We start from the raw sequence: 22,653 nt of genomic DNA, 5'->3' as shown, positions 1-22,653 counted from the left end.
CGGGTCCGCCGCGCGGGGCGCCCGCTCTCAGTCCTTGACGCCCACCCCGCCCCAGAGGGCGGCGCGGGCCGTCCCGGGGGCCTGCGGGGGTGTGTCCTCCGGTCGCCACAGGGGGATGCGGACCAGCCCCGGCTCCAGGAGCGTGAAGCCCTCGAAGTACCGCAGGCAGGAGGCGCGGTCACGCAGGGTCAGCGGCGCGGTGGCCCTGCGGTACACGGGGGTGGCGTCCTCCTGTTGCTCGTGGAAGTCGAGCGTGCCGTGGCTGAGTACCAGGTGGCTGCCGGGTGCCAGGCGGGCCGCCAGGGCGCGGACGATGCCCGCCGGGTCCTCCTCGTCCCGCACGAAGTGCAGTACGGCCACCAGCAGCAGTGCGACGGGCCGGCCGAAGTCGATCAGATCACGGATGCCCGGGGCGTCGAGCAGGGCTTCGGGGTCCCGGAGGTCCCCGAGGACGAAGGAGGTGTTGCCGGTGGTGGTCAGCCGGGCGCCGGCGTGGGTCGCCACGATCGGGTCGTTGTCGACGTAGGCCACGCGGACGCCGGCGGCCACCTCCGCCGCCACCTCATGGGTGTTGGGGGCGGCGGGGATGCCGGTGCCGATGTCGATGATCTGCCGGACGCCGGCCGCCACGACGGTGCGGACCGCCCGGCGCACGAAGTCCCGGTTGGCGAGGGCGCTGGGGCGGGCGTCGGGCGCCTTCGCCATGAAGGCCTCCGCCGCCTCCCGGTCGACCTCGTAGTTGTCCCGGCCGCCGAGGTAGTAGTTGTACATCCGGGCGGGGTGCGGTGTCGCGGTGTCGATCTGTGCCGCGGGGAACCCCTGCATCGGGACGGGATGCTGGGCCATGTGCTGCTCCGGTCGTGGTGGGGCGCGGGAGGTGGCCGGGGAACCCGTCAGGGGCCCGCTCGGCGTGCCGGGCACACCCTACCTCCGCGTCGGGCGCTCCCCGGCGGCCGCTGGGGGTCAATGCCCGGGTGCGGCGGGCAGGTTGCGGCGGTTCGGTGGTGGATGCCGGGTGCGGGGCGGCTCGTTGGCGGGTGCCGGGGCGTGAGGCCGCGCGGCGCGGTGGCCGGGCAGTGGCGCGACGGGGCCTGGCGGTGGGTGCCGGGTCCGGGCCGGGGTCGTGCCACCGTCGTCCTCGTCGGCTGCGTCCCCTCCGGGGCCTGGTCTCCCCAGCCTGCCCTGGTGCGCCGCCGGCTTTCCGTTGCCGCCGAACCCGCCGCTCCCACCGGGCGCCCGACACGGCTGCAAGGCGGAACGAACTTGTTCGTGACGAACATGTTCGTCATACTGGAGTCATGCCTCCCACCACGCCTCCCTCCCCCAGCCGCCGGGAACGCCCCGCCAAGCCCGCCCTCACCTACGAGGGGATCGTCGCCACCGCGGTGCGGCTGATGGCGGAGGAGGGGCTCGGGCGGGTGACCATGCGCCGCCTCGCCCGGGAGCTGGACACCGGTCCCGCCTCGCTCTACGTGTACGTGGCCAACACCGAGGCCCTGCACGCGGCGATCCTGGAGCAGCTCCTGGGGGAGGTCGACCTGCGGCCGGCCGCCGAGGCGGGGGAGTGGCGCGAACGACTCGTGACCGTGCTCGTCTCCTACACCGAGGTGCTGTTCCGGCACCCCAGCCTCGCCCGCGCCGCCCTCGTCGCGCGTCCCGCGGGCCGCAACTACCTCGCGTTGCTGGAAGCCCTCCTGGCGCTGCTCGACGAGGGCGGCGTCCCCGCGCCCCAGGCGGCCTGGGGGGTGGACGTGCTCCTCCAGGTCGCCACCGCGACCGCCGCGGAGCACTCGGCCGGCGGTCGGCCCGAGGGCGGGGCCGAGGAGTGGGAGGCGCTGGTGGCGGCCCTGCGGGAGGTCGACCCCGCCGGGCATCCCCGCCTCACCGCGCTCGGCGGCGACCTCCTCTCCGGAGCCCCGCGCACGCGCCTGGCGTGGTACTTCCGCGTCCTGGCCAACGGCATCCTGCACACCCCCCGCGCCGACGGCTGACCGTCGGCCCGCGCCCACCCCACCGCTCCCGACCCGAGGTGACCACTGTGACCACGCACCACCCCGTAGCCGTCGTCGGTGCCGGCCTGTCCGGCCTGACGCTGGCCCGCATCCTGCACGTCCACGGCGTCCGCACGGCCGTCTTCGACCTCGATGCGGACCGGCACGCCCGCACGCAGGGCGGCATGCTCGACATCCATGAGGAGTCCGGCCAGGAAGCTCTGCGCGCCGCCGGCCTGCACGAGGAGTTCCGCGAACTCGTGATGCCGGGTGGGCAGGCCGTGCGGGTCCTCGACAAGCACGCCACCGTCCATCTGGCACAGGAGGACGAGGACTCCTCCGGCGCCCGCCCCGAGGTCGACCGCGGCCGGTTGCGCGACCTCCTCCTGGACTCGCTGCCCGAGGGCACCGTCCGCTGGGGCGCCAAGGCCGTCGCCGTCCGCACGCTCGCCGACGGCCGGCACGAGGTGACCCTCGCCGACGGCGGGGTCTTCACCGCCGACCTCCTGGTGGGGGCCGACGGCGCGTGGTCCAGGGTGCGGCCGCTGCTCTCCGGGGCCCGTCCCGGCTACGCGGGCGTCGTGATGGTGGAGGGCGACCTCCGGGACGCCGACGTGCGCCATCCGGAGAGTGCCGCGGTGGTCGGCGGCGGCATGCTCTTCGCCCTCGGGGAGGGCAAGGGGTTCCTCGCCCACCGCGAGCCCGACGGCAGCCTCCACGTCTACACCGCGCTCAGCGTCGGACCGGACTGGCCGGACGGGATCGACTTCGCCGACACCGCAGCGGCCAAGCAGGCCGTGCTGGCGGAGTTCTCGGGCTGGCACCCGCGACTGCGGGCGCTGGTCGCCGACACCGACGGCCCGCTGGTGCCGCGAGCGATCGTCGCCCTGCCGGTCGGTCACCGCTGGGAGCGGGTGCCGGGGGTCACGCTCCTCGGCGACGCCGCCCATGTCATGTCGCCGTTCGCCGGTGAGGGCGCCAACAACGCCATGCAGGACGGAGCGGAACTCGCCCGTGCGCTCCTGGACCACCCGGGCCGGACGGAAGCCGCGCTCGGCGCCTACGAGGAGGCCATGTTCGCCAGGGCGGCGGCAGCCTCCGCCCAGTCGGCGCAGGGCCAGGCGATGTGCCTCGCCGACGACGCGCCCCGCGGACTGGTCGCGACCTTCACCTCGCCGGCGGCGACCGGGTGACCTGCCTGGTCGGGATGGAGCTGCCCGGCGGGGCCGGCCCCGGGGGTGCGGCGGTACCGGAGAGTGTCAACTTCGGGTTGACGCCATCCGGGTGTCAACCTAGGGTTGCCTCATGGAGAAGCCAGTCGCGATGACGCATCCCGTACGCCTCGACGACCTGATCGAGGCCATCAAGAAGGTTCACACCGACGCCCTCGACCAGCTGCAGGACGCGATGCTCGCCGCGGACCACCTCGGTGACGTCGCCGACCACCTGATCGGCCACTTCGTCGACCAGGCGCGCCGGTCCGGTGCGTCCTGGACGGAGATCGGCGCGAGCATGGGGGTCAGCCGGCAGGCGGCGCAGAAGCGCTTCGTCCCCAAGGGCTCCGAGGGGGGCGGGATCGACATGCAGCAGGGATTCAGCCGCTACACCGCGAGGGCGCGCAACGTGGTCGTCGCCGCGCAGAACGAAGCGCGCTCGGCCGGGAGCACCGCCATCGGTACCGCCCACCTCGTCCTGGGCCTGCTCCAGGAGCCGGAGGGGCTGGCGGCCAAGGCGCTCCTGACCCAGGACGTCACGCCCGAAGCGCTGCGGGAGGCCGTCGCGGCGTCCCTGCCGCCGGCCGCCGAGGAGCTCCCGGCGCTGATCCCCTTCGACGCCGACGCCAAGAAGGCCCTGGAGCTGACCTTCCGTGAGGCGCTCCGCCTCGGGCACAACTACATCGGCACCGAGCACATCCTGCTGGCGCTGCTGGAGCAGGAGAACGGCTCGGGTGTTCTCGCCGCCGCGGGGGTGGGCAAGGCCGAGACGGAGGCGTACGTCACCGAGGTGCTCGGCACGCTCCTCAGCGCGCGGGAAGGGGGAGGCGGGGAGGGCTGAGTCCTCGCCCTGACGGGGCGTCGCGTCCGCCGGCCGGCCGGCTGCCCGGGGGTGGGCCCGCAGTGCACCGGGGTGGGGGCCACCCGCCCCGGTGCGCCCGTGTCAGAGTGGGGGGTGGCGCCCGATCGCCCGGTGATGTCAACTGTGACGTGAGACACATGTTTTAGGGAGTATGAGGTACAGAAGCCCGGGCACACGGGGGAGTGCCGTCAGCAGTCCGCACAACGATCTTGGGAGGCACCTCATGGGCGCCACTACCGCACAGGCCGCCGCCGGCACCGACCTCCTCGGCGCCACCGACCTGCCCGAGGTGGCTCCGGTCCCGGCCGAGACCGAGGCCGCGGGTCTGGCCGACCTGCCGGAGATCGACGACCCGGCGGCGGTCGCGCCCAAGGACGCGCGGGAACTGACCCGCATGTTCTTCGGGCGGCTGGCCGCGCTGGAGGAGGGCACGCACGAGTACCAGTACGTGCGCAACACCCTCGTCGAGATCAACCTCTCGCTGGTGCGTTACGCGGCGGCCCGGTTCCGCAGCCGCGGTGACGAGATGGAGGACATCGTCCAGGTCGGCACGATCGGCCTCATCAAGGCGATCGACCGCTTCGACCTGGAGCGCGAGGTGGAGTTCACCACCCTCGCCATCCCCTACATCACGGGCGAGATCAAGCGGTTCTTCCGCGACACCACCTGGGACGTGCGGGTGCCCCGCCGCCTCCAGGAACTGCGGGTGGACCTCGCCCGCGCCACCGAGCGGCTCACCACCGACCTGGGCCGCAGCCCCAAGGTCGCGGAGCTGGCCGAGCACCTCGGTATCAGCGAGGAGGAGGTCCTCGAGGGCCAGGTCGCGGCGAACGGCTACAACGCCTCCTCGCTCGACGCCACCTTCGGCGACGACGAGGACGACGGCTCGCTCGCCGACTTCATCGGCGAGGCGGACGCCGAGATGGACCTGGTCGAGAACCTGCACGCGCTCAAGCCGGCGCTGGGTGTCCTGGACGACCGCGAACGCCACATCCTGGAGCTGCGCTTCGGCCAGGAGATGACGCAGTCCGAGATCGGCAAGGAGCTGGGGGTCTCGCAGATGCACGTCTCGCGCCTGCTCTCCCGCTGCCTGACCAAGCTGCGCACCGCGATGCTCACCGAGGAGTGATCGCACCGCCTCCACCTGCCAGGCCCGCCCCTTCCACAGGGGGCGGGCCTGGGTGCTTCTCGTGCCGGGGCTCCTTCCCCGGGTGGCCCGGCGGAGGGGACGGGCGGGCCACCCGGGGAGGGAGGGTCAGCTGTTGAGGAACCGCTCCACGGCACCGAGGGTGAGGGTGTCGGTGAGGTAGCCGATGTGGGTCTGGCAGGCCACGAGGTTGTTGGTGGCACCGTCGAGCTTGGTGCTGTCGTAGGGGAGGATCACCCCGTCGCAGGGCGAGTACCAGGTGGCGTAGCGGGTGTCCCCCGGCGTCTCGTCACCGGTGTTGAGCGTCCTGAGGAAACTCGACCCGGGGTACATCTCGACGCAGGAGGCGTTCGTCAGGCAGGCGCCGGCGTAGGTGGTGCCGTGGTTGGCACCCGCGATCGAGGCGAGGTGGCGGACGTAGGGCTGACCGCCGAGCTGTTTGACGTACCAGTCGCTGACCAGGCCGCCCATCGAGTGGTTGACGATGTCGACCTGTGAGGCCCCCGTCCTGGCCAGGACCTGCTGGACGTAGTCGGCCAGTCCCGCCGCGCTGGTCTTGTTGGACTGGCTCCAGTTGTACTCGTAGGCGTACAGCTCGTTGCTGGAGTAGCCGCCTGCGAGGAACACCGTCTCGGCGGTCGCCCAGTTGGCGGCGCTGCCCGTGTACCCGTGGACGAAGACGACGGGGGTGTGGGTGGTGGCGGCGCCGGCGGGCTGGGCGAGCACCGTCAGGCCCAGGGTGGTGAGCGCGGTGAGAAGGAGGGCGCAAAGCCGTCTCATGGAAAGGCTCCTGTCGTGTGGGTGGTGTGAGGAGTCTGGAGTTCCGCCGGGACGGGCGCACCGGTGGAATCACCGGTCACCTGAATCTGTCATGCCCGCAACAGGATGGTGCTCTTCCCCTTCCGTTGATGCCGGCGTCACACTGGCGGCATGACGGCTGAACCGGGTCGCAGAGCCACCGCCCGCCCGCTCCCCGGACGGCGGCGCGAGACCAGGGCGGTCACGGACGCGGTGGCCGCCGCGAGGGCCGGCAACGGAACCGCGGTGGTGGTGGTGGGCGAGGCCGGCATGGGCAAGTCGACCCTGCTCGCCCGGGCGGCGGACGCGGCGGGCGACGCCCTCCGCTGCGCCATCACCGGCGCCGCCCCGGAGCGGGACCTCCCGCTGGCCGCCCTCCACCGGCTGCTGCTGCCCCTGCGCAGCCACCTGCCCGACCTGCCGCGGTCCGCGGCCGCACCGCTGCACGAGGTGCTCGCCGGGCGGCCGCCCCAGGCCGGGGAGTTCGGCGCGGCGCTCGCGCTGCTGCACCTGTTCGCCCGCGCCACCCGGAACCGGCCGCTGGTGTGGAGTGTGGACGACGCCCACCAGGTGGACGACGCCTCGCTGCGCGTCCTGGCCGTCGCGGCACGCCGTCTCACGGACCTGCCGGTGCTGATGCTGCTCGCCACCGAGCCGGGCGGCCCGGCGGTGACGGCGCTGGAGGGCCTGCCCACGGTGGGGCTGGCGCCCCTGACGCCCGCCGCCGCGACGGAGTTACTGGCGGCCAGGGTCCGCGCCGACCCCCTGGTCCTGGCCGGTCTGGCCGACCTCGCCGGCGGCAACCCGCTCGCCCTCACCGAACTGGCCGCCCTGGCGGGCCGCGCCCCCGCAGCCGTCCCCCAGGCCCTGCCCGGCACCAGTCGCCTGCGGGCACACCACCGAAGACGCTTACAGTCCCTGACCCCGCACGCCCGGGCCGTCGTCTGGCTCGCCCTGCTCGGCGAGGGGCTCACCGTGCCGCTGCTGAAGGCCGCCGGGCACAGGATGGGAGCCGGGCCGGCGGCGCTCGACGAGGCGCTTGCCTCGGGACTGGTGACCGGCGTGGAGGGAGGGACCGTCGAGGTGCCCGGCCGGCTGCTGCGCGCCGGCCTCCTCGCCGACCTGCCGCTGGCCGACCGCCAGGCGGTGCACGACGCCCTCAGCCAGGTACTGGACCCGGGCTCCGCGCGCCTGCTGCGCGCCCTGCACCTGCTCGCGGCGAGCGAGGAGACCACCGGTGACCTGGTGAGGGAGGTGGACGAGGCCACCGCCGCCGCTCGGGCGGACGGTGCTCCGGGCACCGCGGCCTCGGTGTTGGAACACGCTGCGGAGGTCACCGCGCTCCACGAGACCTCCCAGCGGTGGCTGGTCACGGCCGCGGCCGACAGACTGGCGGCCGGACAGCCGGTCCACTCCCGGAGCCTGCTGCGCCGCGTGGCGCCGCGGTGCCGCGCCACGGCCACCGCGGGCCTGCGGATGCTGGTGGAGGGAGAGGACGCCCTGCGGGACGGGGTACCCGCCGCTGCATCCCGCTCGCTGACCACTGCGGCTGCGCTCTTCCCGCCCGGGCAACGTGCCTCAGCCGCACGGGCGTTCCTGCTGGCCGGGGAGGCCAGTTATCTCGCCGGTGACTTCCGCACCTTCTTCCGGCTGGCCGAACGGGTGAAGGGGGAGCGGCGGCCCGACGACCCGCCGCGGGTGCGTCTGATGTCCGACCACCTGGTGGGGATGGCCGCGACCTTCCACGGCCGGCACGCGGAGGCCACCCGAGCCCTGCGCAACGTGGTCCGGCTCGCCGGCTCCCTCCGCGAGCCGGAGCCGCTTACCTGGGCGAGCCACGCCGCCTACGTGCTGGGCGAGGCCGCGCGCGCCCACGCCCTGGCGGTCGCGGCGGTGCACGAGGCGCGGCAGGCGGGCACCGTCGCCCTCGTGCCCGGCGCGCTGGTCTACCAGGCGCTGTCCGCCCTGATGCTGGACCGGTACGCGGCGGCGGAGGCGAGCGCCCTGGAGGGCCTGCGGCTCGCGGAGTCGACGGGACAGCGCAACGTGGCCGTCGACCACCTGGCCGTCCTGGCACTGCTGGCGGCACTCCAGGGGGACAGGGCCTCCGCCGCGCTGCGGGTGACGACGGCGGCACGCCAGGTCGCCGCGCGGGAGCTCGGCCGCCCGGCGGCCTTCACCTGCTGGGCCTCGGCCTGCATCGACCTCGTCGAGGACCGCCCCGCCGACGCGCTGGGGCGCTTCGGCCACATGACCACCGGTGTGGGACAGCGGAACCTCGCCATCAGGGCCCTGGCGACGCCGCACTTCGTGGAGGCCGCCGCCCGCTGCGACCAGCGCGGCCGGGCCGATGGGGCCCTGCACGCCTTCCAGAACTGGGCGGCGAGCTCCGGCAGCGCCACCCGGCTCGCCCTGGTGCAGCGATGCCACGGGCTGCTCGCCGGGGACGTCGGCACCGCCGAGGAGCACTTCCGCGAGGCCCTGCGACTGCACCAGGAGTCCCACACCCCACTGGAGCTGGCCAAGACCGAACTGTTCTACGCCCACCGGCTGCGGCGGGCACGCAGACCGGCCGCCGCCCGCGGGCTGCTGCGCGACGCACTGACGGTCTTCCGGCAGTTCGAGGCCGGCGCCTGGATCGAGCAGACCACCGCCGAACTCCGGGCCGCGGGTGACAGCGTCGGCCCCGCCACCCCGGCCGCTGCCGGCACCGAACTGACCGCCCAGCAGACCCGGATCTCCCGTCTGGTGGCCCAGGGGGCGACGAACCGGGAGATCGCCGCCCACCTGGTGCTCAGCACCCGCACCGTCGAGTACCACCTGCGCAACATCTTCAGCCGCCTCGGGGTGCGCTCCCGCGTGGAACTGGCAGCCCGCTTCCGCTGAGCCGCCGGCCCCCGATCCGTCTCGGGCCCGGTCCGGCCGCCCGGGACGGGACCGGCGCAGGCCCTGCCGGGCGAGGCGCGGACCCGGTGAACGCGCCCCGGCCCCTCAGGGGTCCTTGCCATATGCCCGCCCGGGCCGCGTGGTCTGGCACCGTATCTCGCGGCGTTGCCGAAAAGCCCTGGTAGCTCCGCTACGAGGACTCTCCGGCGCCTTGCGATGCACGGCACCAGACCACGCGACCTCATCGGACGCTCATATGGCAAGGACCCCTCAGACCGCGGCGAGCCGCACGGCCGCGGGGGAGTCCGTGTCGCGCAGCGCGGCCGTCAGCCGGTCCACCGCAGCCCCCACCCCTCGGTCGGCCTCCGGGCTGAGGAGCGTCGACCCCTCCGGGGTGCGGGTCACGTCACGGTCGAGGACGAACCAGCCCCGCAGCACCGCGTCCGTGCCGAGCGAGGTGAGGACGGGACGCAGCGCGTAGTCGAGGACGAGGACGTGTGCGGGCGTGCCGCCCGTCGCCAGCGGCAACACCGTCCTGCCGGCCAGCGCCGTCTGCGGCAGCAGGTCCAGGAAGGACTTCAGCAGGCCGCTGTAGGCCGCCTTGTAGACGGGGGTGCCCACCACGAGGGCGTCTGCGGCGGTCACCGCCTCGACAGCCTCCCAGATGGCCGGGTGGGAGGTGTCGGCCGCGAGCAGCGGTCCCGGTGGCAGCTCGCGCAGCGCGAGGTGGCGGACCTCGTGGCCGACGTCACGGAGGCGGGCAGAGACGTGTCCGACCAGTGCCGCGGTGCGGGAGGTGGGCGACGGGCTTCCGGAGAGGGCGAGGACGGTGGCCATGGGAACTCCTGGGGGAAGTACGAGGGGTGGTCGAGTGGCGGACGCGGAAGGGGGGTGGGTGAGGGGTCGGCCGTCCCGCGGCCGGGAGGGTGAACGGCCGGTCAGCGTCCGCCGGTCACCGGAACCGGGGCCCGCACTCCACCGGCCGGCGTGGTCCGGCCGCGCCGGCCCCGGCCGGCCGAGTGGGCGTACCGGTGGACGAGGGCGCGGCCGTCGCTCGGGGTGGGCGGGGACCGGTACGAATGCCGGACCATGTCACTCGCCCTTCCGATAGCGCAGGGGAGCGGTGCCGGAGGGCGGCAGGCCCTGGTTGTACCGGTCGTCGACGATAACGGCGAAGTCGAAGGAGTGGGGGATCAGCCGCAGCCGGGCGAAGGTGGTCACGATGCGCTGTTCGGAGTCCACGGCGGCGTCGTCCACCGCGACCGCGACCGCGGTGCCCCGGGTGCGGTGCACGGCGGCCAGCGCGACGTCCTGCGGCAGACCCGTCTCCCGGGACCACACCTCGGCCCAGGTCCGCGGGTGGCGGTGGACCCACGCCTGGGCCCGCCGCAGCCGGGTGAGGTAGTCACGGACCGCCGCGCCCCTGCCGTCGTCGGACAGGGCGGCGGGCGCGGCCACCTGGAAGCTGAGGCCGTCCACCACGCCCTGCCCCGTGGTCAGCACCCGTGCGCCGGAACCCAGGGCCTGCGAGGTGTACGGGTCCCAGGTGGCCCAGGCATCGACCTTTCCCCGGCTGAACGCGGCCAGTGCGTCGGCCGGTTGGAGGTAGGTCACCCGGACGTCCTTGGTGCTCAGCCCGGCCCGGGCGAGCGAGGCGAGCAGCATGTAGTGGGCGGAGCTGCCCTGGGCCACCGCCACGGTGTGGCCCCTGAGGTCGGCGGGGCCGTGGAGGCCGGAGCCCTTCTTCACCACGACGGCCTCGCCGGCGGCGGAGGAGCGGGACGCGCCGACCACACGGATTCTTGAACCCGCCGCACCGGCGAAGACGGGCGGGGTGTCGCCCACCGCACCGATGTCGACGGCCCCCGCGTTCACGGCCTCCAGCAGCGGTGGACCGGAGGTGAACGTGGACCACCTGATCCGGTACGGCAGGTTCTTCAGCTCTCCGGCCGCACGCAGCACCGCCTCGGAGTTGCCCTTCTGGTCACCCACGTGGAGGGTGACGGAGCCCTTGCCGTCGCTGTCACCCCCGGCCCCGCCCGCTGCGCCGGGGGAGGGGTGGCAGGCGGACAGCAGCAGGGCGAGCGGAAGGGCGAGTGCCGGCAGGAGGCGGGCAGGTTTCACGGGACGTCCGTTCCCAGGGGCGGTCATACGGCGGCCTCGACCCCGAGCCGCTCCAGGAGGGAGGTGCGCAGGGCGCTGAAGCGGGGATCGGAGACGTCCCGCGGCCGGTCGAGTCCCACCGTCACCTCGTGGGCGATGACGCCCTTGTCCATGACCAGGACCCGGTCGGCGAGCAGCAGGGCCTCCGCCACGTCGTGGGTCACCAGCAGCACGGTGCAGCGCCGCCGCCGCCACAGGTCGGCGACCTGGGCCTGGGCGCGCAGCCGGGTGAGCGCGTCCAGCGCGCCGAACGGCTCGTCCAGCAGCAGCAGCCTGGGCTCTCGCACCAGTGCCCGGGCCAGTGAGGCGCGTTGGGCCTCACCGCCGGAGAGCGTCCTGGGCCAGGCGTCGGCGCGGTGCCCGAGCCCCACCTCCTTCAGCGCGTCCAGCGCCCGATCGCGTCCGGGCGCCCCGGGCAGGCCGAGCAGCACGTTGCGCCACACCCGCTTCCACGGCATCAGCCGCGGGGCCTGGAACGCGACGGCCCGCTCGACCGGAACCCGCACCTCGCCCGCGATGTCCCGGTCCAGACCCGCCAGGATGCGCAACAGGGTCGACTTGCCGCAGCCGCTGCGGCCGAGCAGTGCCACGAACTCCCCGTCGCGGACGGTCAGGTCGAGCCCGCCGATCACCGTCCGGCCTTCGAAGCGGCGGCTGAGACCGCGTACGACCACCGCGTCACGGCCGTCGGGTGCCGGACCCGTGGGTGTGGTCACCTTCCGGTGAAGGTCGGTCGCCATTGCAGGAAAAACCTTTCCAGGGTGCGGACGAGGAGGTCGGCCACCAGGCCGAGCAGGGCGTAGACGACGAGGCAGACCACGATGACGTCGGTGCGGAAGAACTCGCGGGCCTGGTTCATCAGGAAGCCCAGACCGTCGTCGGCGTTGACCTGTTCGCCGAAGACCAGGGCCAGCCACGCCGTGGCGAGGGAGTACCGCAGGCCCGTCATGGCGTTCGGCAGCGCACCGGGCAGGACGACGTGCCGGATGAGGCCCCGGCGCCGCAGGCCCAGCGCGCCGCCCGCGTCGATCAGGTCGGGGTCCACCCCGCGGATGCCGGCATGGACGTTGAGGTAGAGGTGGAACGCGACGCCCAGCGCGATGAGCGCCACCTTGGGCGCCTCACCGATACCCAGCCAGATGATGAGGAGCGGGATGACGCCCACCCAGGGCACGGACCGCAGCATGTGCACGGTGGAGTCGACCAGGTCCTCGCCCAGACGGGAGAGCCCCGACACCAGTGCCAGGCCCACCCCGGCGACACCGCCGAACAGCAGCCCCAGGGCGACCCGTTGCAGCGAGACCAGCATGGCCGAGGGAAGGGTGCCGTCGCTGACCATGCCGGCGCCTGTGGTGGCCACGGTTTCGGGGGAGGCGAGGACGTCCTCGGGCAGGAACCCCGTGGTGCCCAGCAACTGCCAGACCGCCAGCAGCAGTACCGGTCCCGCGGTCCGGCGCAGCCGGCGCGGCAGGCGGACGCGTCGCCGGGTGGACGGCCGGACTGCCTCCAGCACCGGCCCGGCCCGGCCGTCACCGTCCGGCGGTGGCGGCTGCGGTACGGGGAGGTCGTCGGGCGAGGGTGCCTGCACGGTGGTGGACGGGTGCGGGGACATGGCGTGACTCCCGTGGTTCGGGGCGGGACGGGCGGAGACCGGGCCAGGCCCGGTGTGTGCGAGTGAGGTGCCTTGCTCGCGTGCCTCAGGCGGCTCTCGAGAAGCCCCAGGCGATGCCGGAGGGCGGCTCGGGGGCGGCAGCGGCCCCCAGGGGGATCAGGAGTGGCTGCCGGCAGCTGCCGGTGCGGGGACGCGGAACCGACGGGCGCACGCCGGCGAGGGGAGCGGACAGTGGAGGCCGGGTCCCCGGCGGGGTGGCCGTCGGCAGGCGGGAGCGTGCGCCGGCCGGCTGCGGCAGCGTCACGGCGCAGCCGGGGCCTTGAGGCGGGTCAGGCGCAGCAGGCGGCGCAGCGGCGGCCCGTACACGCGGCCGAGGAGAGGCGCCCGAGGTCCACGTGGAGCCGCGGCACAAGACGAGTGGTCGCGGACATGACGTGGAGCCTGACAGTGGGCCCGAGGCGCAGTCAAGGCGCCTTCAGGGCGCCGCCTCAGGCGGCGCGAGGGATGGGGGACGCCGTCCCGCGGTCCACGGGCCGCCCCGTACAGGTGCCCGGTCCGGCCTCGTGACCTGCGGTGACGCGGCTCGGGGCGGGTGTGGACAACACCTGCCGCGGAGCTGCTCGCGCAAGCACGCACCCGGGGCGTCGGGAGGCGCGGCATTTCACGGGGTCGCAACAAAGGACCGTCACCCCGCCCTCCGCAGATGGCGCCGAGGCAAGCCAGAAAGCCGCCCTTACTCGGTCCTGCCGTCCTGCGGAGGGCCTCCAGCGCGGGTGTTGACGCGGTTCGCACATGCGCGGGGCGGGCCCTGCGCAGGGCCGGGGATCGCCGATGAGAGGTGACCGGGACACGCGCCCCAGGGCAGCGGGACGAGGGCGAAGCCCTGCTCTGCTTACGTGCGGCGGAGTGCCACGGGGGCGCGTTCGGCGACGTGCCGAGACCGAGTCGACGCCGGGCCCTGCGTACGGCTCCAGGGACCGGACGGAGGGTGGCGGGAGCGGGCCGGCGACATCGGGGTGGAGTTGCCGTCTTCCGCGTCGTGCGTCAAGGCACTGTGCCGGAGCTCAAGGCACGGTGCCGGAGCCGGTGCAGGGGCCAGCCGTGCAGGTCCTCGATGTCGCCGGATGAGGCGAGGGGGTTGGCCGGCAGCCGGGTTTCTCTTCTCGGAGATTCCTCGACGCGGCGGTGGAGAGCCGGGCCACGGCCGGTTTCCGGGCACGCATCCGCCCGCATGCGGTCGGGTTGTGCGGACTTGACGCGGGGAAAGTCAGTGCCCGGCGCCACCCTGCTGACCTGGGCCGTGTTCCGGATCCTCCGTCACGGGCAGGCACTCGGCGAGCAGGTCGACGACGTCGCGCCAGGCTCGCTGCGCGTGCCGTGGGTGGTGGCCGACGCCGGGACGCACGGTGTGGTCGACCGGCGGGTGGTGGAAGGCGTGCAGGGCGCCGCCGTAGACCGTGAGGCGCCAGTCGACGCCCGCGGCCTGCATCTCAGCGGTGAACGCGTTCCGTTGCGCAGGCGGCATGATCGGGTCTTCCGACCCGACCCCTGCCCACACCGGGCAGCGAATGCGTGCCGCCTCACCCGGTCGACCCGTGGTCAGCGCGTTGACTGTCCCGATCGCGCGCAGGTCGGCGCCGTCGCGCCCGAGTTCCAGCGCGATGGCGCCCCCGGTGCCGTAGCCGACGGCGGCGATCCGGTCGGGGTCGGTCCGCGGTGCGGTGCGCAACACGTCGAGCGCGGCATGGCCGATGTCCCGCATGCGGTCGGGATCGGCGAGCAGTGGCATGCACCGGGCCAGCATCTCCTCGGGGTCGTCGAGATAGCGCCCGCCGTGAAGGTCGAAGGCGAGCGCCACGTAACCCAGTTCGGCGAGAGCGTCTGCCCGGCGGCGCTCGACGTCGCTGAGTCCCGTGCCCTCCGGTCCGAGCAGCACCGCGGGCCGGCGGTCGGCACCGGCCGGGAGCGCGAGGTGCCCGGCCATCGTCAGACCGTCGGCCGGGTACTCGACCGTACGCGTCGTAATCGTCGTCATGAGACCGGACTGTAGTGATCTCCGAGCCCGGTCCGGCTGCTGTTCTGCCGCCGGCAGAAGAGCGCGGTGTCCCTCCGCACTACGGCGGGGGCTCACAGGGACCGGCACAGACCCCGTGCCCACGGCAGCGCCGTCGGATCGCCGGCCCGGGCCACGGTGTGAGCGGGGCGGTCTGCTTCAGCCGGTTGGACTCACTGTCGTGCTCCTCCGGCAGGTGCGGCATCCGTACCTGCTCGGCCGGGTTCGTGCGGTCCGGATGCCACAGCGGACCGGGTGTTCACCTCGGATGGTGGAGGCCACCGCGTCGAAGGGGGCGAGTTCCCCTCCCCATGCCCGAAAGGCCGGTCGGTGCCAGCACCAACGACATTCGGCCGAAGGGGTGACGGCTGCTTCCGTGCGGGGAACCGACCCACCTACTGGGCGGCTCCGGGCCGGCTTCGGCGCGTCCCCCCCGACGGTGCGTCCGGCCGGGCGCCGGTCCGGTGGCCGCCGTGGTGCCTCACCGGTCGCCGGCGACCGCCCCGGTGTGGGCGAACAGGGCCTCCAGGGTGGTGGTGACCGTACCCGAGCGCAGGGCTGCGGGGCCGTGGCCACTGCGCCGGACGCCGCGGTCGAGACTGATGCCCCGGGTCATCGCCACCAGCAGGGCCACCATCTCGTGCCCTTCCAGGGTCGGCCGGTGCCCGGCCCGGCGGAACAGCGCCTCCAGCATCTCCCCGACGTGCTCGGCGAACCGGTCCTCGCGCTCGATCAGGGCGGCGGCGACCGCGCCGTCGCGCAGGGCGGTGAGGCGGAACTCCACGGCGAGGGAGATCCACCGCTCGTCGATGCCCTCGCCGACGATGTCGGTGAGCCGGTCGGCGAGTTGCCGCGCGAGGTCGCCGTCGGTGTCCACGTCGGCCAGACGGTCAGCGATCAATGCGGCGGTGCGGTCGGTGTGCCGCTCGTAGACGTCGAGGAAGAGCTTCATCTTGCTGTCGTAGTTGGAGTAGAAGGCGCCCGTCGTCCGGCCCGCGCACTGGCAGATGTAGCCGATCGACGCCCCGTGGAAACCCCGGTCCGCGAACGCGCGTTCCGCTCCGGCGAGCAACGACTCCACTGTCTCCGAGCGCCTTGGCGGCATTGGTGACCAACCTCCTCGGGGCCCCGGCAGCGACGGTGACCACGGTAGACGACGAGTGGCGGAAAGTGCCCTTGTTGGTAGGGAACCCTACCGATAGGTTTCCCTACCAACAGGGGTCCTCTTGAGGTGGGTGCACAGCCCCGGCCCTGTGCGTCCGCCTCCTCCGGCTCCCCGACACTGACGGTCATGGAGGAGAAGGCAATGAGCACGACCTCGACCGAGCCCGATTCCCTGCCCCGCTACCCCCGGGAGCGTGCGGACTTCGTGGACCCCCAGCCCTCCCTGCTCACCGGCCCCCCGGTCAGCCCGCTGCGCTTCGCCGGCGGCAGCACCGGATGGCTGGTCACCGGCTACCGCGAGGCACGGGAGGTGCTGCAGCACCCCGCACTGAGCGCCGAACGCTGGCGGGGCGACGACACGATCCGCGTCATCTCGCCGGAGCTGCGGAAGAAGTCCGTCGACCGGCCCGGGGCGTTCCTGACCATGGACGCCCCCAAGCACACCCGCTACCGGAGCCAGCTCACCCGGTACTTCACCGTCCGCCGCATCCGGGCCCTCGAACCGCGCGTGGACGAGATAGTGGCGCAGTGCCTGGACGCGCTGGAGGAGGCCGGGCAGCCCGCCGACCTGGTGCACCACTACGCGCTGCCCATTCCGTCGCTGGTGATCTGCGAGATGCTCGGGGTGCCCTACGCGGAGCGCGCCACCTTCCAGCAGGCCAGCGCCGACCTGCTGCGCCAGGACGTCGACCCCGGGGTTCTGGAGAAGGCCGTCGAGACGCTCGACGCCTTCATGACCTCCCTCGTCGAGGCGCGGCGCAGTCACCCGCAGGACGACCTGATCTCCACCCTCGCCACCAGCACCGACCTCTCCGACGAGGAGATCGTCGGCGTTTCGCGGCTCCTGCTGGTCGCCGGCCACGAGACCACCACCAACATGCTGAGCCTGGGCACCTTCACCCTGCTCCAGCAGCCGGAGCAGATGCGCCGGCTGCGCGAGGACGACTCCCTCGTCCCCGGCGCGGTCGAGGAGTTGCTGCGCTACCTCAGCATCGTCAACGCCTTCCCGGTGCGGATCGCGCTGGAGGACGTGACCATCGGCGAGGTGACCGTGCGGGCCGGAGAGTCGGTCGCGGTGTCCGTTCCCGCGGCCAACCGCGACCCGGCGCTCGTCGAGGACCCGCAGACCCTGGACGTCGGCCGGGGCCGCAGCAGCCATCTGGCGTTCGGCTACGGCATCCACCAGTGTCTGGGCCAGCACCTCGCCCGGATCGAACTGGCCGCCGGGTACCGGGGACTGCTGCGCCGCTTCCCTCACCTGCGGCTGGCCGTCGCACCCGAGGAGGTGCCGATGCGCAGCGACATGGTGATCTACGGTGCGCACGAACTGCCGGTGGCGTGGTGAGAGTCGCCGGCCGCCGGGTCGCCTGAACGCGGCGGCCGGCGGGCCGTGAGAACGGGGGCCGGTCTCCTCTCAAGGAGGCCGGCCCCCTTCGGACGCCGTGACCGGATTCGAACCGGCGTGCACCGCTTTGCAGGCGGTTCCCTCACCACTCGGGCACACGGCGGAGGTGGCGATCACGACGTTACGCAGCCGCGCCGCGGCAGCGACAGACCCCAGCGGGTGCCGCAACACGATCGCCATGCGGCGTCACACGGCGCCACACGCCGTTCACCTACCGGCGCCGCGGCGCGGGTGCAGCCGGTCTCTTCCGGCCCGCCGGCCGGGGCCTGCGCCCGCAACTGGCAGGGTCCGCCCGCCTCTCAGTCCCCCAGTGCCCGCTCCACCGCCCGGGCCATGGCCTGGTGGCCCGCCGCGTCCGGGTGCAGCCCCGTCGCCGTGGCGGTGTCCTTCGGCTCGATCCACCGCACCCCGTCGGCCTTGCAGACGTCGTGCCCCACGGACCCGGTGTAGGTGTCGACGTAGGTCGCGCCCCCGGCGGCGGCCCGGGTGGCGAGCACGGTGTCCAGGTACCGCTCCTCCTGGTCGACCCAGGGCACGTCACCACTGGCCAGCGGCACCTGGTCGTGGCAGGTGGTGCCGTCACCGGGGAGGATGTCGGGGTAGCCCACCACCAGGACCCGGGCCCGCGGGGAGCGTGCGTGGATCTGCGCGAGCACCGAGTCGATGCGAGGGGCCACCCCGTCGATCCGCGCGGCGATCTGGTCGACACCCAGCGGCGTGAAGCTCGCCTTGCACGGTGAGCCGTAGGGCACCGCGAGGCCGAGCACGAAGCAGCGGCCGAACAGGGACGTCAGGTCGAGGTCGTTGCCGCCGATCCCGAGGGTGACCAGGGTCGTGTCGGGGCTCAGGGCGTCCAGTTGCGGCGGCACCGAGCCCTGCGCCGCGGTCATGTCGGCGGTGTCCGCGCCGGCGCAGGTGACGTCGGTGAACGAGGCGGCGCCAAGAAAACGCGCCACCAGGGAAGGGTAGTTGGAGTTGGACCGGCCGCACTCGGTGTCCACCTGGGTGGGGATCTTCGGGCCGGAGCTGTAGGAGTCGCCGAGTGCGACGTAGCGCGCGCCGCCGGGCACGGTCGCGGCCCGGGGTGCCGGTGCCGTGCCGGCCCAGGTCAGGGCGGCGACGCAGAACGCGAGGCCGCAGCGGACCGCGGCGCGGTGGACGGTGGAGGCGGGGCGGGAGACGGGGAGGCGTCGTCGCATCGGCGTTCCTTCGGGGGAGTGCGGGGGTGCTCGCCCCGGTGGCGAGGTCCGGCCCGGCGCGAAAAACGTACGGTGAACGGTTTTGGCCGTCAATGGGTCGCGCGGCGGGGAGTTCGCGGCGTCAGGGTGGGTGTGGGAAGTCTTGACAGTGAAAACCGATCAACTTACGGTTTCCGCGTTCTCGTCCCCCTCCGATCGGAGTTCACGGTGGTCGCAGCATCCTCAGAGCCTGTTCCACCGCCGCCCGTGAACCCCGCCGGGGGCGCGCCCGCTCCCCTTCCCGCCGCGCATCCCGGGCGGGAGGCCGGCGCCTCGGGGGAGCAGGAGGCCCAGCTCCCCGCCCCGTCCGCCGCACTGCGCCGCCTGGCCTGGGCCTGGCTCCCGGGCAACGCCGCCTTCCCCTTCATGTGGGCGGCGCTCGCCGGCGTCCTGGTGGCCCTGCAGGTCGCGAGGATCGACCCGGCCGGGAAGGTGCACAGCCTCGGCCTGATCACCGGTGCCGCGGCGTTCACGACCCTGCTGGTCCAGCCGGTGGTGGGGCGCCTCTCGGACAACACCCGCACCCGGTGGGGCCGGCGCTCGCCGTGGATACTGGCCGGCTCCGTGCTCGGCGCCGCCGCGGTCGCGGTGATGGGCTACGTCCAGTCCGTGGGCCTGCTGCTCGTGGTCTACCTCGTCGTCGTGCTCACCGTGAACTCGGCCCAGCTGCCCATGAGCGCGCTGATGCCCGACCGGGTCCCCACCGCGCGCCGCGGCCTGTTCGCCTCGCTCGCCGCGGTCGGACAGAGCCTGGGCGGACTCCTCGGCCAGCTCCTGGCCTCAGCGACGCACTCTCACCTGATCCTGGGCTACTGGTCGGTGGCGCTCGTCATGCTCGTCGTCATGCTCGCCTTCGTCGTGCTCAGCCGCGAGAGCGCCCAGCCGCAGCCGCCGCGGGAGGACTTCTCCTGGCGGGCCCTCATCGGCAGCTACTGGGTCAACCCGCGTCGGAACCCGGACTTCGGCTGGGTGTTCGCCAGCCGCTTCCTGCTGCTGACCGGCTACTTCCTGACCAACAGCTACCAGCTCTACATCCTCCAGGACTACATCGGGCTCGGGGACCGCGCCGTGGGCTACGTGCCGCTGACCAGCGTCGTCACTTTCACCTCGGTGCTGGTGTTCGGCGCGGTGGGCGGTCCGCTCTCCGACCGTCTGGGACGCCGCAGGGTCTTCGTCCAGCTCTCCTCCTACGTGTTCGCGTTGGGGCTGCTGATACCGATGGTGTGGCCCACCGTCGCCGGCGTCCTGTTGAGCAACGTCGTCGGCGGCATCGGCTACGGCATCTTCGGTTCCGTCGACTCCGCCCTCATGACCGAGGTGCTGCCGACCAGGGCCGGTTACGGCAAGGACCTGGGTGTGATCAACCTGTCCTGGAGCCTGCCGCAGAGCGTCAGCCCCTTCGTCGCCGGCGCGCTGATCACCGCCACCGGCGGCTACACCGTGCTGTTCCCCCTCGGAGCCGTCCTCGCCGTGGCCGGCGGCGTGGCCGTGCTCTTCGTCAGGAAGGTCCGGTAGGAGACAGATGACTGCCGACGGCGACACCCTCGCACCCACGGCGCTGCCCCTCGCCGAGAAGGCCGCCCTCACCAGCGGCCGCAACGACTTCTCCACCAAGGAGGCCGCGGCCGCCGGTGTCCCCTCCCTCCTGATGGCCGACGGGCCCCACGGCCTGCGGCTGCCGGCGCCGGACGGCAGCCAGGCCGACCTGCGCAGCACCGGGCCCGCCACCTGCTTCCCGCCCGCCGTGGCGCTCGCCGCCGGCTGGGACCTGGACCTGGCGCGACGGGTCGGCGCGGCCATCGGCGCCGAGGCTGCCGCCCACGGCGTCCGGGTGGTGCTGGGACCCGGTGTCAACATCAAGCGTTCACCGCTGTGCGGCCGGAACTTCGAGTACTTCTCCGAGGACCCGCTGGTCTCCGCGGAGTTCGGCGGCGCCATGGTGCGCGGACTCCAGAGCGCGGGCGTCGGAGCCTGCCTGAAGCACTACGCCGTCAACAACCAGGAGACCGACCGGATGCGGGTCAGCGCCGACGTCGACGCACGCCCGCTGCGGGAGATCTACCTGCGCGCCTTCGAACGCATCGTGCGGCGGGAGCGGCCCTGGACCGTCATGGCCGCCTACAACGGGCTCAACGGCACCCCGGTGACCGAGCACAGGTGGCTGCTGACCGAGGTACTGCGCCGGGAGTGGGGTTTCGAGGGCGTCGTCCTCTCCGACTGGGGCGCCGTCGCCGACCGCGTCGCGGCCCTGCGCGCCGGCCTGGACCTGCAGATGCCCGGCGTGGGACCGCGTCCGGACGAGGAGGTCGCCGCGGCCGTGGCCGGCGGGCAGCTCGACGAGGCCACCCTGGACCGTGCGGTCGAGCGGCTCGCCCGGCTCGCCCGCAGGCCCGCCCCCTCGGCCACCACGGACCTGGCGAGCCTGCACCAGGCCCACCACCGCCTGGCCGGCGAGGCGGCGGAGCGGTGCGTCGTCCTGCTGAAGAACGAGGGCGACCTCCTCCCCCTGGACCGCACCACCGGCTCGGTGGCCGTCATCGGCGAACTCGCCCGCAACCCCCGTTACCAGGGCGGCGGCAGCTCCCAGGTCACCCCCACCCGGCTGGAGAGCGCCCTGGACGCCGTGCGGGAACTGGCCGCCGGCGTCCGGGTCGTCTTCGCCGCCGGCTACCCGCTGCCCGACGCCGCGGACACCTCGCCGGAGACGAGCGAGCAGCTGGCCGGGACGGCGGTGCGGGCGGCGGCGGAGGCGGACACGGCGGTCCTCTTCCTGGGGCTCCCGCTCCAGGAGGAGTCGGAGGGGTTCGACCGCGACCACCTGGACCTGCCCGACATCCAACTCCGCCTGCTGCGCCGGGTCCTGGAAGTCAACCGGCGCGTGGTGGTGGTGCTCTCCCACGGCGGGGTGGTCCGCACCAGCACCTGGGACGGCCCGGTGCCGGCCGTGCTCGACGGGTGGCTGCTGGGGCAGGCCGGCGGCGGGGCCCTCGCGCGTGTCCTGTTCGGCCAGGTCAACCCTTCCGGGAAGCTCACCGAGACGATCCCCCTGCGGCTGCAGGACTCCCCGAGCCACCTCTCCTTCCCCGGCGAGGAAGGCCACGTCCGCTACGGGGAGGGCGTCTTCGTGGGGTACCGCGGCTACGACGCCCGGGACACCGCCGTCGCCTACCCCTTCGGCCACGGCCTGTCGTACACCGTCTTCACCTACACCGACCTGCTCGTCGAACCGGGGGCCGGCACGGGCCTCACGGACACCGCGGCGACCGTCTCCCTCACCGTCACCAACACCGGCGCCCGCCCGGGGCGGGAGGTCGTGCAGATCTACACCGCCGGCCCCGCCGGCTCCCGGATCGCGCGCCCGGTCCGTGAACTGCGCGCCTTCGCAGGCTGCGCACTGGAACCCGGTGAGAGCACCAGGGTGGTCGTGCACCTGCGGCGCGAGGACCTCGCCCACCACAGCGTGGCAGCGGACCGGTGGTGCGTCGAGGGCGGCACCTACCACGTCGAGGCGGCGGCGTCCTCCCGCGACATCCGGCTCACAGCCCCGCTGGAGATCGTGGGCGACCTCCCCCACCCGCGACTCACCGGCCGTCACACCCTCGCCGAGTGGCTGGCCCACCCCACCGGCGGCCCCTTGCTCCTGGGGCGCCTGAAGGAGTCCGCAGGGGGCGGGGGAGAGGCCGGGAGGCTGCTGCGGGACCCCGCGGTCGGACGGTTCCTCGCCGGCATCCCGCTCGACGTCATAGCGGACTTCCCGGTGAGCCCCTTCAACCGCGAGGACGTGGCGGCCCTCGCCCGGCTCTCGCACGCGGGGAAGGACCCCGGCGAAGCGGAGTGAGGCGACGGCCGCGAAGGGCGTTGCTGCCCGGCCGCCGGCCGGGGGATTCGCGGTGCCCGCTCCGGGCCGACACCCCTGGGCCCGGTGGGCCGCGAGAACAGCCGGCAACTGGCCGAGTGCGCAGACCGTCCGGCCCCGAGCCGGCCCCCGGGCGGTCGCTCCGCGCCGATCCGGCCCTGCCCGGCCTTGTCGAGGGCTCCGGCCCCGGACATCTGCGGACGCTGCCGGACCAGGGCCGGTCCGCGGTGATCTGTATCACCGAGGTCCGCAACCGTCGGTCCT

At 73.8% G+C, this 22,653-nt stretch carries 17 protein-coding genes and 1 tRNA gene; 8 read left to right on the top strand and 10 right to left on the bottom strand.

What is annotated here, in order from left to right; genetic code table 11:
- Positions 1–27 precede the first annotated feature (27 nt).
- Complete coding sequence (locus ACFV3R_RS26000; protein ID WP_385587873.1) at positions 28–846, bottom strand: SAM-dependent methyltransferase; 819 nt, start codon at positions 844–846, stop codon at positions 28–30.
- Between the two features lie 452 nt (positions 847–1,298).
- Between ACFV3R_RS26000 and ACFV3R_RS25995 the strand changes: the two genes are divergently transcribed.
- The 4 genes from ACFV3R_RS25995 to ACFV3R_RS25980 all read left to right on the top strand — a co-directional run bounded on the left by ACFV3R_RS25995 (position 1,299) and on the right by ACFV3R_RS25980 (position 5,196).
- A complete protein-coding gene (locus ACFV3R_RS25995; RefSeq protein WP_385587870.1) occupies positions 1,299–1,991 on the top strand; it encodes a TetR/AcrR family transcriptional regulator in 693 nt (230 codons plus the stop codon).
- Between the two features lie 38 nt (positions 1,992–2,029).
- Entirely contained in the window at positions 2,030–3,184 is a 1,155-nt protein-coding gene (locus ACFV3R_RS25990; protein ID WP_385587867.1) for an FAD-dependent oxidoreductase, read from the top strand.
- A 112-nt stretch (positions 3,185–3,296) separates the two neighbouring features.
- Positions 3,297–4,046 (top strand): Clp protease N-terminal domain-containing protein, encoded by a 750-nt coding sequence (locus ACFV3R_RS25985; protein WP_385587865.1) that lies wholly within the window; start codon positions 3,297–3,299, stop codon positions 4,044–4,046.
- A gap of 244 nt (positions 4,047–4,290) precedes the next feature.
- A complete protein-coding gene (locus ACFV3R_RS25980) occupies positions 4,291–5,196 on the top strand; it encodes an RNA polymerase sigma factor SigF (RefSeq protein ID WP_385587862.1) in 906 nt (301 codons plus the stop codon).
- A 126-nt stretch (positions 5,197–5,322) separates the two neighbouring features.
- Here the strand turns inward: ACFV3R_RS25980 and ACFV3R_RS25975 are convergent, their stop codons facing one another.
- On the bottom strand, positions 5,323–5,994 hold the full coding sequence (locus ACFV3R_RS25975; RefSeq protein ID WP_385587860.1) for an esterase/lipase family protein: 672 nt from the start codon (positions 5,992–5,994) through the stop codon (positions 5,323–5,325).
- Between the two features lie 150 nt (positions 5,995–6,144).
- Between ACFV3R_RS25975 and ACFV3R_RS25970 the strand changes: the two genes are divergently transcribed.
- Positions 6,145–8,898, top strand: coding sequence for an AAA family ATPase (locus ACFV3R_RS25970; RefSeq protein ID WP_385587858.1), 2,754 nt, complete (start codon positions 6,145–6,147; stop codon positions 8,896–8,898).
- A gap of 270 nt (positions 8,899–9,168) precedes the next feature.
- Here the strand turns inward: ACFV3R_RS25970 and ssuE are convergent, their stop codons facing one another.
- From ssuE to ACFV3R_RS25940, 6 genes are all read right to left on the bottom strand, one after another.
- The gene (gene ssuE, locus ACFV3R_RS25965) at positions 9,169–9,735 is read right to left on the bottom strand and encodes an NADPH-dependent FMN reductase (RefSeq protein ID WP_385587855.1); all 567 of its coding nucleotides are present in this window, start codon (positions 9,733–9,735) and stop codon (positions 9,169–9,171) included.
- A 255-nt stretch (positions 9,736–9,990) separates the two neighbouring features.
- On the bottom strand, positions 9,991–11,049 hold the full coding sequence (locus tag ACFV3R_RS25960) for an ABC transporter substrate-binding protein (protein WP_385587851.1): 1,059 nt from the start codon (positions 11,047–11,049) through the stop codon (positions 9,991–9,993).
- On the bottom strand, positions 11,046–11,801 hold the full coding sequence (locus ACFV3R_RS25955; protein ID WP_385587848.1) for an ABC transporter ATP-binding protein: 756 nt from the start codon (positions 11,799–11,801) through the stop codon (positions 11,046–11,048). Before ACFV3R_RS25955 ends, ACFV3R_RS25960 begins: the two co-directional genes overlap by 4 nt.
- A complete protein-coding gene (locus ACFV3R_RS25950) occupies positions 11,774–12,673 on the bottom strand; it encodes an ABC transporter permease (protein WP_385587846.1) in 900 nt (299 codons plus the stop codon). Before ACFV3R_RS25950 ends, ACFV3R_RS25955 begins: the two co-directional genes overlap by 28 nt.
- 1,267 nt (positions 12,674–13,940) lie before the next feature.
- Complete coding sequence (locus tag ACFV3R_RS25945; protein ID WP_385587843.1) at positions 13,941–14,708, bottom strand: dienelactone hydrolase family protein; 768 nt, start codon at positions 14,706–14,708, stop codon at positions 13,941–13,943.
- 499 nt (positions 14,709–15,207) lie between these two features.
- Positions 15,208–15,831, bottom strand: coding sequence for a TetR/AcrR family transcriptional regulator (locus ACFV3R_RS25940; RefSeq protein ID WP_385587840.1), 624 nt, complete (start codon positions 15,829–15,831; stop codon positions 15,208–15,210).
- Positions 15,832–16,032: 201 nt separating this feature from the next.
- Between ACFV3R_RS25940 and ACFV3R_RS25935 the strand changes: the two genes are divergently transcribed.
- A complete protein-coding gene (locus tag ACFV3R_RS25935) occupies positions 16,033–17,235 on the top strand; it encodes a cytochrome P450 (protein WP_385587837.1) in 1,203 nt (400 codons plus the stop codon).
- Positions 17,236–17,327: 92 nt separating this feature from the next.
- On the opposite strand, the gene ACFV3R_RS25930 is transcribed toward ACFV3R_RS25935, so the two are convergent.
- Both ACFV3R_RS25930 and ACFV3R_RS25925 read right to left on the bottom strand, forming a co-directional pair.
- Positions 17,328–17,398: transfer RNA gene (locus ACFV3R_RS25930), tRNA-Cys, on the bottom strand.
- A 196-nt stretch (positions 17,399–17,594) separates the two neighbouring features.
- Positions 17,595–18,494 carry an SGNH/GDSL hydrolase family protein gene (locus tag ACFV3R_RS25925; protein WP_385587834.1) on the bottom strand — a complete coding sequence of 300 codons (900 nt, stop codon included), beginning with the start codon at positions 18,492–18,494 and terminating at the stop codon, positions 17,595–17,597.
- 246 nt (positions 18,495–18,740) lie between these two features.
- Here ACFV3R_RS25925 and ACFV3R_RS25920 point away from each other — a divergent pair, with 246 nt between their 5' ends.
- Positions 18,741–20,048: an MFS transporter gene (locus ACFV3R_RS25920; protein ID WP_385587831.1), complete on the top strand. Its 1,308-nt coding sequence runs from the start codon at positions 18,741–18,743 to the stop codon at positions 20,046–20,048.
- A 7-nt stretch (positions 20,049–20,055) separates the two neighbouring features.
- Positions 20,056–22,371 carry a glycoside hydrolase family 3 C-terminal domain-containing protein gene (locus ACFV3R_RS25915; protein WP_385587828.1) on the top strand — a complete coding sequence of 772 codons (2,316 nt, stop codon included), beginning with the start codon at positions 20,056–20,058 and terminating at the stop codon, positions 22,369–22,371.
- Positions 22,372–22,653 lie beyond the last annotated feature (282 nt).

Origin of the sequence: Streptomyces sp. NPDC059740 (genome assembly GCF_042733155.1) — a bacterium.
Taxonomy (GTDB): Bacteria; Actinomycetota; Actinomycetes; order Streptomycetales; family Streptomycetaceae; genus Streptomyces.
This window is presented reverse-complemented; position numbering and strand designations above follow the sequence as displayed.

Coding starts and splice junctions, on each gene's coding strand:
- ACFV3R_RS26000 (WP_385587873.1), bottom strand. CDS start 846: ATGGCCCAGCATCCCGTCCCGATGCAGGGGTTCCCCGCGGCACAGATC.
- ACFV3R_RS25995 (WP_385587870.1), top strand. CDS start 1,299: ATGCCTCCCACCACGCCTCCCTCCCCCAGCCGCCGGGAACGCCCCGCC.
- ACFV3R_RS25985 (WP_385587865.1), top strand. CDS start 3,297: ATGGAGAAGCCAGTCGCGATGACGCATCCCGTACGCCTCGACGACCTG.
- ACFV3R_RS25980 (WP_385587862.1), top strand. CDS start 4,291: ATGGGCGCCACTACCGCACAGGCCGCCGCCGGCACCGACCTCCTCGGC.
- ACFV3R_RS25975 (WP_385587860.1), bottom strand. CDS start 5,994: ATGAGACGGCTTTGCGCCCTCCTTCTCACCGCGCTCACCACCCTGGGC.
- ACFV3R_RS25970 (WP_385587858.1), top strand. CDS start 6,145: ATGACGGCTGAACCGGGTCGCAGAGCCACCGCCCGCCCGCTCCCCGGA.
- ssuE (WP_385587855.1), bottom strand. CDS start 9,735: ATGGCCACCGTCCTCGCCCTCTCCGGAAGCCCGTCGCCCACCTCCCGC.
- ACFV3R_RS25960 (WP_385587851.1), bottom strand. CDS start 11,049: ATGACCGCCCCTGGGAACGGACGTCCCGTGAAACCTGCCCGCCTCCTG.
- ACFV3R_RS25955 (WP_385587848.1), bottom strand. CDS start 11,801: ATGGCGACCGACCTTCACCGGAAGGTGACCACACCCACGGGTCCGGCA.
- ACFV3R_RS25950 (WP_385587846.1), bottom strand. CDS start 12,673: ATGTCCCCGCACCCGTCCACCACCGTGCAGGCACCCTCGCCCGACGAC.
- ACFV3R_RS25945 (WP_385587843.1), bottom strand. CDS start 14,708: ATGACGACGATTACGACGCGTACGGTCGAGTACCCGGCCGACGGTCTG.
- ACFV3R_RS25940 (WP_385587840.1), bottom strand. CDS start 15,831: ATGCCGCCAAGGCGCTCGGAGACAGTGGAGTCGTTGCTCGCCGGAGCG.
- ACFV3R_RS25935 (WP_385587837.1), top strand. CDS start 16,033: ATGAGCACGACCTCGACCGAGCCCGATTCCCTGCCCCGCTACCCCCGG.
- ACFV3R_RS25925 (WP_385587834.1), bottom strand. CDS start 18,494: ATGCGACGACGCCTCCCCGTCTCCCGCCCCGCCTCCACCGTCCACCGC.
- ACFV3R_RS25915 (WP_385587828.1), top strand. CDS start 20,056: ATGACTGCCGACGGCGACACCCTCGCACCCACGGCGCTGCCCCTCGCC.